This is a genomic window from Rhodococcus gordoniae (genome assembly GCF_001646655.1).
In the GTDB taxonomy this organism is placed as follows: domain Bacteria; phylum Actinomycetota; class Actinomycetes; order Mycobacteriales; family Mycobacteriaceae; genus Rhodococcus; species Rhodococcus gordoniae.
This window is the reverse complement of the sequence record NZ_LPZN01000007.1, coordinates 43,108-54,070: the sequence shown is the minus strand read 5'-3', so window position 1 is coordinate 54,070 and position 10,963 is coordinate 43,108. Positions and strand designations below refer to the sequence as shown.

General features: G+C 69.8%; 12 protein-coding genes. 11 read left to right on the top strand and 1 reads right to left on the bottom strand.

Translation table 11 applies throughout. The features are described 5' to 3' along the window. Positions 1-276 (bottom strand): glycosyltransferase family protein (locus A8G18_RS05675; protein ID WP_483414365.1); only part of this gene is annotated, 276 nt, incomplete at its 3' end. Between the two features lie 174 nt (positions 277-450). Between A8G18_RS05675 and A8G18_RS05670 the strand changes: the two genes are divergently transcribed. The 11 genes from A8G18_RS05670 (at position 451) to A8G18_RS05620 (ending at position 10,894) form a co-directional block, all read left to right on the top strand. Next, entirely contained in the window at positions 451-1,449 is a 999-nt protein-coding gene (locus A8G18_RS05670; protein ID WP_064063080.1) for an NAD(P)H-dependent glycerol-3-phosphate dehydrogenase, read from the top strand. Between the two features lie 5 nt (positions 1,450-1,454). Continuing rightward, positions 1,455-2,579 carry a cystathionine gamma-lyase gene (locus A8G18_RS05665; RefSeq protein ID WP_084421539.1) on the top strand — a complete coding sequence of 375 codons (1,125 nt, stop codon included), beginning with the start codon at positions 1,455-1,457 and terminating at the stop codon, positions 2,577-2,579. 72 nt (positions 2,580-2,651) lie between these two features. Further along, positions 2,652-3,758 carry a D-alanine--D-alanine ligase family protein gene (locus A8G18_RS05660; RefSeq protein WP_064063078.1) on the top strand — a complete coding sequence of 369 codons (1,107 nt, stop codon included), beginning with the start codon at positions 2,652-2,654 and terminating at the stop codon, positions 3,756-3,758. A gap of 48 nt (positions 3,759-3,806) precedes the next feature. Then, the gene (locus A8G18_RS05655) at positions 3,807-5,090 is read left to right on the top strand and encodes a glutamate-5-semialdehyde dehydrogenase (RefSeq protein WP_064063077.1); all 1,284 of its coding nucleotides are present in this window, start codon (positions 3,807-3,809) and stop codon (positions 5,088-5,090) included. A 29-nt stretch (positions 5,091-5,119) separates the two neighbouring features. Next, positions 5,120-6,016 carry an AAA family ATPase gene (locus A8G18_RS05650; RefSeq protein ID WP_064063076.1) on the top strand — a complete coding sequence of 299 codons (897 nt, stop codon included), beginning with the start codon at positions 5,120-5,122 and terminating at the stop codon, positions 6,014-6,016. Between the two features lies 1 nt (position 6,017). Beyond that, positions 6,018-7,463 carry a vWA domain-containing protein gene (locus tag A8G18_RS05645; protein ID WP_064063075.1) on the top strand — a complete coding sequence of 482 codons (1,446 nt, stop codon included), beginning with the start codon at positions 6,018-6,020 and terminating at the stop codon, positions 7,461-7,463. Positions 7,464-7,482: 19 nt separating this feature from the next. Next, positions 7,483-8,196 carry a nicotinate-nucleotide adenylyltransferase gene (gene nadD / locus A8G18_RS05640; protein ID WP_084421535.1) on the top strand — a complete coding sequence of 238 codons (714 nt, stop codon included), beginning with the start codon at positions 7,483-7,485 and terminating at the stop codon, positions 8,194-8,196. Beyond that, a complete protein-coding gene (gene rsfS / locus A8G18_RS05635; protein ID WP_064063073.1) occupies positions 8,193-8,603 on the top strand; it encodes a ribosome silencing factor in 411 nt (136 codons plus the stop codon). Before nadD ends, rsfS begins: the two co-directional genes overlap by 4 nt. Then, entirely contained in the window at positions 8,600-9,271 is a 672-nt protein-coding gene (locus A8G18_RS05630; protein ID WP_064063072.1) for a histidine phosphatase family protein, read from the top strand. Before rsfS ends, A8G18_RS05630 begins: the two co-directional genes overlap by 4 nt. After that, positions 9,258-10,040 carry a diglucosylglycerate octanoyltransferase gene (gene octT / locus A8G18_RS05625; RefSeq protein ID WP_064063071.1) on the top strand — a complete coding sequence of 261 codons (783 nt, stop codon included), beginning with the start codon at positions 9,258-9,260 and terminating at the stop codon, positions 10,038-10,040. The genes A8G18_RS05630 and octT overlap by 14 nt, the downstream gene beginning before the upstream one ends. 5 nt (positions 10,041-10,045) lie before the next feature. Beyond that, complete coding sequence (locus A8G18_RS05620) at positions 10,046-10,894, top strand: DegV family protein (RefSeq protein ID WP_064063070.1); 849 nt, start codon at positions 10,046-10,048, stop codon at positions 10,892-10,894. Positions 10,895-10,963: the final 69 nt, after the last annotated feature.

Here is a 10,963-nt window from a genome sequence, read left to right as displayed (position 1 = left end):
CGCTGCGCGCAGCGCGGCATTGAGCGGATCGGGGGAGCCGGGCGGGACGTGGTCGGGAAGGACGTCCGCGTCGCATGCCCGCGCGGCGACCGCGACGCGATCGTCGGCCGTGACGACGGTGACCGTCACGTCTCCGGCGGACAGCGCCGCCGTGACGGTGTCCTGCAGCATCGCGAGCACCAGCGATTCCCGTGCCACCGGGTCGAGAACATGGGCGAGCCGCGACTTCGCCAGGCCGAGGGCCTTGACGGGGACGAGCACGTGCGTCGCGGACATTGCCCGATTGTGCCATCAGCGACGAGTTCGGCCACTGCGCGGTCGACCGGCGCGGTCGGTGTGGCACGCGGTCCGTCCACCGACTCGGCACGGTGCCGTGGGGCCTGCGCGATACTGGGTACGACCGTGGGTGGTGACCGCCCGTGCCGGGCATCGGACGAGAGTGAGGATCGCGTGACCACAGCAGCAGTTCTGGGCGCGGGTTCGTGGGGGACGGCGTACGCCAAGGTGTTGGCCGACGCCGGAACGGACGTGACGATCTGGGCGCGACGCGAGGAGGTGGCGCGCGGCATCGCGGAACGGCACGAGAACTCCGATTATCTGCCCGGTGTGGAACTGCCGCACTCGCTGAAGGCCACCGCCGATCACCGGGTGGCGGTGGCGGGCGCCGACTTCGTCGTCCTCGCCGTACCGAGCCAGACCCTGCGCACCAATCTCGAGGCGTGGAAGGCGGATATCGGATCCGACGTCACACTTCTGAGTCTCGCCAAGGGAATCGAGAGCGGCACCCTGATGCGCATGAGTCAGGTGATCGGTCAGGTCACCGGCGCCGAGCAGAATCGGATCGCCGTGTTGTCCGGCCCCAACCTCGCTCGGGAGATCGCCGAGGGGCAACCGGCCGCGACGGTGATCGCGTGCCCCGATTCGACCCGTGCCATGGAGATTCAGAAGTCTTGCGCGACAAAGTATTTCCGTCCGTACACCAATTCGGACGTGATCGGTTGCGAGATCGGCGGCGCGTGCAAGAACGTCATCGCACTCGCCTGCGGCATGGCCGCCGGTATCGGACTCGGTGAGAACACCGTGGCGAGCATCATCACCCGCGGTCTCGCCGAGATCACCCGTCTCGGAACCGCCCTCGGGGCGAAGCCGGCCACGCTCGCCGGCCTCGCCGGCGTCGGCGATCTCGTCGCGACGTGCACCTCCCCGCTGTCGCGCAACCGTTCGTTCGGCGAACGCCTCGGCCGCGGCGAATCGCTCGAGAGCGCACAGGAGGCCACCCACGGCCAGGTGGCCGAAGGGGTCAAGTCGTGCACCTCGGTCCGCGCCCTCGCGGCGAGCTACGACGTCGAGATGCCGCTCACCGACGCCGTACATCGCGTGTGCCACGAAGGCATGTCGGTACCGGATGCGATCGGGCAGCTGCTCGGGCGCCGGATCAAGCCGGAATGAGCCGCATGACGGGCGATTCGACACGCTGCGTGAAGGCGGTTGCACACGAAGGCGTTCCGGGCTCCCCGTTGCAGGCGGGACCGGTCTTCGCCGCGCCGTACCTCCTCGGCGAGGACGAACGCGACGACGTCGATACCTACGCGCGGGCCTCGAATCCCGGCTGGCGCGCACTCGAATCGGCGCTCGCCGCGCTCGAACACGCCTCGGCGGCGCGCGTCGTCGGCTCGGGCATGTCGGCGATCACGGTCGCGTTGCGATCGCTCGTGGCCCCGGGCAGCACGGTCGTCGTCCCCTCCGACGGCTACTACCAGGTGCGCAAGTTCGCCACCGGATACCTCGCACCGCACGGCATCGAGGTGCACGAACTCTCCGTCGCCGAATTCGCGGACGGCTCGCTGCGGCGCGTGCTCGACGGCGCGGGGAAGGGAGCGGTCGTCCTCGCCGAGACACCGTCGAATCCCGGTCTCGACACGGTGGATCTGCGTGCGACCGCGGCGGCGTGCCGTCGCGCCGGGGCATTGCTGCTCGTCGACAACACCACCGCCACCCCGCTCGGGCAGCGTCCGCTCGACCTCGGGGCCGACGTCGTGGTGGCCAGTGGCACGAAATCGCTCAGCGGGCACAGCGACCTGCTGTTCGGATATGCCGCCGTCGCCGATCCCGGTCTGCTGCCCGCGATCGACCGGGAGCGGTTGCTCTCGGGAACCGTCCTGGGGCCCTTCGAGACCTGGCTCGCGCACCGCAGCCTCGGCACCGCCGGGCTGCGCTTCGAACGGCAGTGCGCCAACGCGCTCGCCGTCGCCGCGATGCTGCTCGGGCACCCCGCCGTCACCGACGTCCGTTATCCCGGACTCGTCTCCGACCGGGCGCATGCCGTGGCCGCCGGGCAGATGAGCCGATTCGGTCCCTTGCTCACCTTCCGGTTGCCCGGCCGCGACGAGGTGCACCGTTTCGTCCGCGCCGCCACGCTGGTCGCGCCGGCCACCAGTTTCGGCGGCATCCACACCACCGCGGATCGCCGCGCACGCTGGGGCGATGCCGTGCCGGAGGGATTCGTCCGGTTGTCGTGCGGAATCGAGGACACCGCCGATCTGCTCGCCGATCTCGACGCGGCGCTGAACGCACGCTGAGCGAGGGCGGATGCCCGGTGTGGACGGGACTCGGCTGGGTCTCGGCGAGGCGCTACCGGTACGGTGCGACACGTGAGTACGCCCCGCACCCGGGTGGCCGTCGTCTTCGGTGGTCGCAGCAACGAACATTCCGTGTCCTGCATCTCGGCAGGCAGCATCCTGCGCCATCTCGACCCGGAGAAGTACGAGGTCGTGCCCATCGGCATCACTCCCGAGGGTGCCTGGGTTCTCGGTGACGCCGACCCCGCTCGCCTCGCCGCGGCCGGTCGCGAGCTGCCCGTCGTCGCCGGTGACGGCTCCGATCTCGTCCTCACCGCGGATCCCACCCGCGGGGGCGACATCGTCGCCCTCGACGAGGGTTCCTACGGCCGGGTGCTCGCATCGGTCGACGTGGTGTTCCCGGTCCTGCACGGCGCCTACGGCGAGGACGGCACCATCCAGGGACTCCTCGAACTGGCGAACATCCCGTACGTGGGTCCCGGTGTCCTCGCCAGCGCCGCCGGTATGGACAAGGAATTCACCAAGAAGCTGCTCGCGGCCGAAGGGCTCCCCGTCGGTTTCCAGATCGTCATGCGCCCCGGCACCGCGATCCTCACCGAGGAGCAGAAGGCCCGTCTGGGCCTGCCCGTCTTCGTCAAGCCCGCCCGCGGCGGGTCGTCGATCGGTATCAGCCGCGTGGCCGACTGGGCGGCCTTCGACGCCGCGGTCGCCAAGGCCCGAGAGCACGACCCGAAGGTCATCGTCGAGTCCGCGATCATCGGGCGTGAGGTCGAGTGCGGCGTGCTCGAATTCCCGGACGGTGACGTGCGGGCGAGCGTGGTGGCGGAGATCCGCATGCCCGACACCTCCGGCGACCACGAGGCGTTCTACGACTTCGACACGAAGTATCTCGACGACGTCTGCGAATTCGACGTGCCGGCGAAGCTCGACGAGGAGACCTCCGACCGGATCCGCGAACTCGCGGTCCGGGCCTTCCGGGCCCTCGACTGCCACGGCCTGTCCCGCGTCGACTTCTTCGTCACCGAGGACGGACCGGTGATCAACGAGATCAACACGATGCCCGGTTTCACGTCGATCTCGATGTACCCGCGGATGTGGGAGGCCACCGGCGTCGAGTACGCCGAGCTGCTGTCGATCCTGGTGGAGACGGCGCTCGTGAGGGGCACCGGCCTGCGCTAGCGGCACGCGGCCTGTCGGCCACCGCCAGGACCCGACTAGGCTGGACCCATGACTGCCGTGACCCCCGACTCAGCTGCGACCGACGCCGGCACGGACATCCGCGAAGCCGTCCACGAGGCCGCGCGTCGTGCCCGTGTGGCCTCGCGCCGGCTCGCGCTGCTCACCACCACCGAGAAGGACGCGGCACTGCACGCCGCCGCCGACGCTCTGCTCGCTGCCGCCGACACCGTCCTCGCCGCGAACGCGGAGGACATCGAGGCCGCCCGCGCCGGTGGCACCGAGGAGGCCATCCTCGACCGGCTGCGCCTGACCTCCGCCCGGATCGACGGGATCGCCGCCGGCCTGCGCCAGGTGGCCGGACTGCCCGACCCGATCGGCGGAGTGGTCCGCGGCTCGACCCTGCCCAACGGTCTCGAGCTGCGTCAGGTTCGCGTCCCGCTGGGCGTGGTCGGAATGGTGTACGAGGCCCGCCCGAACGTCACGGTCGACGCCTTCGGTCTGGCACTGAAATCCGGCAACGCCGCACTGCTGCGCGGTTCGTCGTCCGCGGCCCGGTCGAACGCCGCGCTCGTCGACGTGCTGCGCGCCGCGCTCGAGGAGCAGGGCATCCCCGCCGATGCCGTGCAGCTGCTGCCGAGCGCCGACCGCTCGTCGGTCACCCATCTCATCCAGGCCCGGGGTCTGGTCGACGTGGTGATCCCCCGGGGGGGTGCCGGCCTGATCGCGGCCGTGGTCCGCGACGCCACCGTCCCCACGATCGAGACGGGCACGGGCAACTGCCACGTCTACGTCCACTCCGCGGCCGACCTCGCGATGGCCGAGAAGATCGTGATCAACGCGAAGACGCGCCGGCCCAGCGTGTGCAACACCGCGGAGACGATCCTCGTCGACAAGGCGATCGCGGACACCGCCGTCCCGAAGCTGTTGCGGGCCCTGCAGGAGCACAGCGTGACGGTCCACGGCGACCTGCCCGGCCTCGTGCCCGCGACCGAGCAGGACTGGTCGGACGAGTACCTCTCGCTCGACGTAGCCCTCGCAGTGGTCGACGACCTCGACGCCGCCGTCGACCACATCGACCGCTACGGCACCGGCCACACCGAAGCGATCGTCACCGCGGACCTCGCCGCCGCACGGGAGTTCACGACTCGGGTCGACGCCGCAGCCGTTATGGTCAACGCTTCGACGGCGTTCACGGACGGCGAGCAGTTCGGTTTCGGCGCGGAGATCGGTATCTCCACCCAGAAATTGCACGCCCGGGGTCCGATGGGCCTGCCCGAACTGACGTCCACGAAGTGGGTGGTGTGGGGCGACGGCCACACCCGCCCCGCCTGATCGTTACCGGTCCGACGAAAGGAACCAGCGTGGATCGTGCGCTGCCCACCACCCCGCCGATCTTCGCGGACGTCCAGGACGTGATCGATCGTCTGGCCGGTACCGGATATCTCGCCGACAAATCCACCGCGACCGCGGTGTTCCTCGCCGACCGTCTCGGCAAGCCGTTGCTGATCGAGGGACCCGCGGGCGTCGGCAAGACCGAACTGGCCCGGGCCGTCGCCGAGACCTCCGAGGCGGAACTGGTGCGTCTGCAGTGCTACGAGGGGGTCGACGAATCCCGCGCGCTGTACGAGTGGAACCACGCCAAGCAGATCCTGCGCATCCAGTCGGCGGGGGCGACCGCCGCGGCGGGTGAGTCGTGGGACCGCACCAGGGAGGACGTCTTCTCCGAGGAGTTCCTGCTGTCGCGGCCGTTGCTCACCGCGATCCGCCGGGAGGATCCGACGGTGCTGCTCGTCGACGAGGTCGACAAGGCCGACGTCGAGATCGAAGGTCTGCTGCTCGAGGTGCTCAGCGACTTCGCGGTCACGGTGCCCGAACTCGGTACGATCCGTGCCACCCGGAAGCCGTTCGTGGTGCTCACCTCGAACGCCACCCGCGAATTGTCGGAGGCGCTCAAACGGCGGTGCCTGTTCCTGCACCTGGACTTCCCCGACGCCGATCTCGAACGCCGGATCCTCGCGAGCCGGGTGCCCGACCTGCCCGACGCTCTCGCCGATCACCTCGTGCGCACGGTCCGGGTGCTCCGAAGTATGCAGCTCAAGAAGGTCCCGTCGGTGGCGGAGACCATCGACTGGGGCCGCACCCTGCTCGCCCTCGGACTCGACACCCTCGACGACAACGCGGTCCGCAGCACGCTCGGCGTGATCCTCAAACACCAGTCCGATCAGGTCCGCGCTGCCGCCGAGCTCCGGTTGAACTGACATGGCCGCAGCGCACCTTCCCGGATCCGCGGTGCCACCGGCACCCCACGGCCTGCCCGGGCACCTGGTCGGATTCGTGGAGGCGCTGCGTCGCCGCGGCATCGCGGTCGGCCCGTCCGAGACCGTCGACGCCGGACGCGTGATGACGGTGCTCGACCTCCTCGACCGGGAAGCCTTCCGCGAAGGTCTCGCCTGCACACTGCTCCGCCGTCCGACCCACCGTCCGACCTTCGACGCCCTGTTCGACCTGTGGTTCCCGCCCGCGATCGGACGGCGCGAGGCCGACGGTCCGCAGGTGAGCATTCCACGCACCCCGACAGGGGAGGTCGACCTCGACGCGCTGCGCGACCTGCTCGCCGAACTGTTGTCCGAGGAGTCGCCGGAGGCGCTCGAGGCCACCGAGATGCTCGTCTCCGGCATCGTGGACGAACTCGGTCGGTACGCATCGTCGAACGGACCGTCCTTCTCGGCCTACCAGGCGCTGCGGGACGTCTCCCCGGACACCCTGCTGACGAAGATCCTCGAGGGGCTTCTCGGAAACGGCACCCGGGAGGAACGCGACGACACCGCCTACGAGAGCGAGGTCGCGCGTCGCACCGCGGCCCAGCGGATCGCCGATTTCCGGGCCATGATCGAACGCGAGACCCGCCGCCGCACCGCCGAACAGCTCGGCCGCGAACGCGTCGAGAAGTACGGGGTGCCCAAGCTCGCCGAGGAAGTCGACTTCCTGCGCGCCTCCGACGCGGAACTCGTGGCCCTGCGCCGAAGCGTCGTGCCGCTCGCACGGCTGCTCGCGAGCCGTCTCGCCGCGCGCCGCCGCCGTGCCCGCGCCGGCGCCATCGACCTGCGCCGCACGCTGCGCAAGTCCATGTCCACCGGCGGTGTGCCCATCGATCCGGTGAACCGCAAGCCCCGGCCGGCGCGCCCGGAACTCGTCGTACTGTGCGACGTCTCCGGTTCCGTAGCCGGGTTCTCCCACTTCACGCTGCTGCTCGTGCACGCCCTGCGCGAACAGTTCTCCCGCGTGCGCGTGTTCGCATTCATCGACACCGCAGACGAGGTCACCCACTACTTCTCGGCCGGCGCCGAGCTGGGGGAGTCGATGTCGCGGATGCTGCGGGAAGCGAAGCTGATCACCTACGACGGTCACTCCGACTACGGCAACGCGCTGGGCAGCTTCGCCGAGAACCACGCCCACGCCCTCACCGGCCGCAGCTCGCTGCTGATCCTCGGCGACGGCCGCACCAACTACCGCAATCCGAACCTCGAAGCCCTCGACCATCTCGTGTCCGTCGCGCGCCACGCGTACTGGCTCAACCCCGAGCCGAAGGGGCAATGGGGTTCCGGCGACTCGGCCGCTCGCGTCTACAGCGAGGTCGTCACGATGCACGAGTGCCGGTCGGCGCAGCAGCTCGCGACGGTGGTGGCGAGTCTGCTCCCCGTGTGAACCCGTAAGCTGGACAACCGTGCATCAGCCAACGGATCGGCCCTCGGCCCCCAGGCGCCGCCTGGGCGTCATGGGCGGGACGTTCGACCCGATCCATCACGGACACCTCGTGGCGGCCAGTGAGGTCGCCGCGAGCTTCGACCTGGACGAAGTGATCTTCGTGCCCACCGGGCAACCCTGGCAGAAGACCGGCCGCGAGGTCAGTGCCGCCGAGGACCGCTACCTGATGACGGTGATCGCGACCGCATCCAACCCGCGGTTCTCCGTCAGTCGCGTCGACATCGATCGCCGCAAACCCACCTACACCGTCGACACGCTGCGAGATCTCAGCAAGCAGTATCCCGATGCGGACCTGTACTTCATCACCGGTGCGGACGCACTGGGATCGATCCTGTCCTGGCAGGACTGGCAGACCCTGTTCGACCTCGCGCGCTTCGTCGGGGTGTCCCGGCCCGGATACGACCTGCACGCCGAGCACCTGGCACCGCATCTGGACGACCTCCCCGCCGAGGCGGTGAGTCTCGTGGAGATCCCGGCCCTGGCGATCTCCTCCACGGACTGCCGCAGGAGAGCCCGGGAGAACCGCCCGGTCTGGTATCTGGTGCCCGACGGAGTGGTGCAGTACATCAGCAAACGCCGGCTCTACCGCACGAATACGCACCGCGACGGAGATCCCGTCCCGGCGTTCGACGGAAACACCCCCGGCACCATCGAGAGAAAGAGCACGCAGTGAGCGCAACGGCAGAAGCCACGGAGATGGCCCGAATCGCAGCCCTGGCCGCCGACGAGAAACTCGCCACCGATGTTGTGGTGCTCGACGTGTCCGAACAGCTGGTGATCACCGACTGCTTCGTCATCGCGTCGGCGCCCAACGAGCGTCAGGTCAACGCCATCGTCGACAACGTCGAGGAGAAGCTGCGCCTGGCCGGACACAAGCCGGTCCGCCGCGAGGGCACCCGCGAAGGACGGTGGACGCTGCTCGACTACGTCGACGTCGTCGTGCACATCCAGCATGAGGACGAGCGCAACTTCTACGCCCTCGACCGTCTGTGGAAGGACTGCCCGACCATCGAGGTCGACGGTGTGGGCGGCCCCCGCACCGCTCTCGACGCCGCTGCCGACTCCCCGGAGGACGTGTGAGTCGTCCGGGGGAGGACACTCGGAGCCCGCGGGTGCGTCAGCTGGTCCTGCTGCGTCACGGGCAGACCGAGTACAACGCCACCCGCCGCATGCAGGGGCAGCTCGACACAGACCTGTCCGAGCTCGGCCGACGGCAGGCACTCGTCGTCGCGGACGTGATCGCCCGCTTCGATCCGATCGCCGTCGTCTCGTCGGATCTGCGCCGCGCCTACGACACGGCGACCGCACTCGGCGACCGCATCGGATTGCCCGTCGAGATAGATACGCGACTGCGCGAGACGCATCTCGGCGAATGGCAGGGTCTGACCCACTCCGAGGTCGACGCCGTCGCTCCGGGTGCGCGCAACTCCTGGCGCGCGGACGCCACCTGGGCACCGCCGGGAGGCGAGAACCGAGTGGACGTGGCGCGGCGCAGCATCGCCGTCGTCGGCGAACTGCTCGACAAGTACGAGAACTGGAGCGACCGGCCCATCGTGCTGGTCGCGCACGGTGGTCTGATCGCCGCGCTCACCGCGGCACTGCTCGATCTGCCGGTGGACCGATGGCCCGTCCTCGGTGGACTGGGGAACACCGGCTGGGTGCAGCTCAGCGGGTACGGAGAGGTGCCGTCCTGGCGTCTCGACGTGTGGAACGCGTCGGCCACGGTGGCCCCCGATGACGTCCTCTGAATCGACGCCGCTCGAGGCCGACGTCGCCCCGCGACGTCCGGTCCTGTTGGTGATCGGCGATTCGCTGAGCTATTACGGCCCGAAGGGCGGCCTGCCCGCCGATCATCCGCAGATCTGGCCCAACCTGGTTGCGGCCGAACTCGGGTGGGACGTCGAACTCGTCGCCCGGATCGGGTGGACCACACGCGACGCGTGGTGGGCGATGACCCAGGACCCGCGCGTGTGGGCCGCGATTCCGCACGCCGGAGCCGTGGTCCTGGCCGTGGGCGGTATGGACACCCTGCCGTCGCCGCTGCCCACCGCACTGCGGGAAGGCCTGCGCTACATCCGCCCACCGGCTCTGCGCCGGGCGGCGCGCACCGCCTACGGGTGGTTGCAGCCGCGACTGTCGCCGCTGGGCCGCCCCGTGGCGCTGCCACCGCGGGTCAGCGTCGAATATCTCGAAACGATCAGGGACGCACTGGCATACATGCGTCCCGATCTGCCCGTGATCGGCACCCTGCCCTCGGTGCATCGGAGCGAACAATACCGGTCGGTCCATGCCGGCCGGCTCCCCGCGGCGCGTGCGATCACCCACTGGGCGGCCGAGAAGTCGGTTCCCCTCGTCGATCTCGCCGAGGCGGTGAGGGAGAATATCTTCTCCGACGATGCGAATCCCGACGGGATCCACTGGGGCTGGGAGGGACACCGGCGAGTCGCCGCCGCGGTCGGCGACGCCGTCCGGATCGTGCATCGGGATGCGGAATTCCCGGTGGAGGGCCTACGGTAGGCGTCGTGCCCGTCGTCGTCGTCACAGATTCGTCGAGTTGTCTCGACCCCGAACTGGTCGGTCGGTACGGTATCCGCGTAGTGCCGCTGCACATCATCGCGGCCGGACGCGACCTCCGCGAGGGCGTCGACGAACTGCCGGAGGACCTGTCGACCGTAACCACCTCCGGTCCGTCGCCCGCCGAGCTCACGGACGCCTACACCGAAGCGCTCGAGGCCAGCGGCGGCGACGGCGTGGTCGCGGTGCATCTCTCACGTGTGCTGTCCGGTACGTGGGACGCCGCCCGACACGCCGCGGAATCGCTGGGCGACCGTATCCGGCTCGTCGATTCGCGGAACACCGCAATGGGTTCCGGCTTCGCCGTTCTCGAAGCGGTGCGTGCCGCTCGGGCCGGAGCCGATCTGGTACGGGTGCACGACCGGGCGGTGGAGGTCGCGGCGTCCGCCCGGACCCTGCTCGTCGTCGACCGGCTCGACCATCTGCGCCGGGGTGGCCGGATCGGCACGGCCACAGCATTGCTGGGCACCGCGCTCGCGATGAAGCCGGTCCTGCACATCTCCGACGGCAAGCTCGTCCTGCGGGAGAAGACCCGCACCATGACCAAGGCGATGGCGAAACTCGTCGACGGTGCGGCCACGGACGTCGGCGACGAACCGCTCGTCGCCGTGCACCATCGCGACGCGCCGGATCGTGCGCGCAGCCTTGCCGATCAGCTCGCACAGCGACTCCCGGACGGCACCGAGATCATCGTCTCCGAACTCGATGCGGTGCTCGGCGCGCACGTCGGACCGGGCGCGGTCGGTGTCGTCGTCGCGTCTGCGGCGACCGGGGCATCCGGCACCTCGGAGGACTGAACCTCTCTACGCCACGCCCCCGACCGCATCGCGGCGGCCGGGGACCGATTCGCACGTTCATCCACAGGG

What these genes read in the sequence shown, in the direction of transcription:
- A8G18_RS05665 (WP_084421539.1), top strand. Translation starts at nt 1,455, where the DNA reads ATGACGGGCGATTCGACACGCTGCGTGAAGGCGGTTGCACACGAAGGC.
- A8G18_RS05655 (WP_064063077.1), top strand. Translation starts at nt 3,807, where the DNA reads ATGACTGCCGTGACCCCCGACTCAGCTGCGACCGACGCCGGCACGGAC.
- A8G18_RS05645 (WP_064063075.1), top strand. Translation starts at nt 6,018, where the DNA reads ATGGCCGCAGCGCACCTTCCCGGATCCGCGGTGCCACCGGCACCCCAC.
- octT (WP_064063071.1), top strand. Translation starts at nt 9,258, where the DNA reads ATGACGTCCTCTGAATCGACGCCGCTCGAGGCCGACGTCGCCCCGCGA.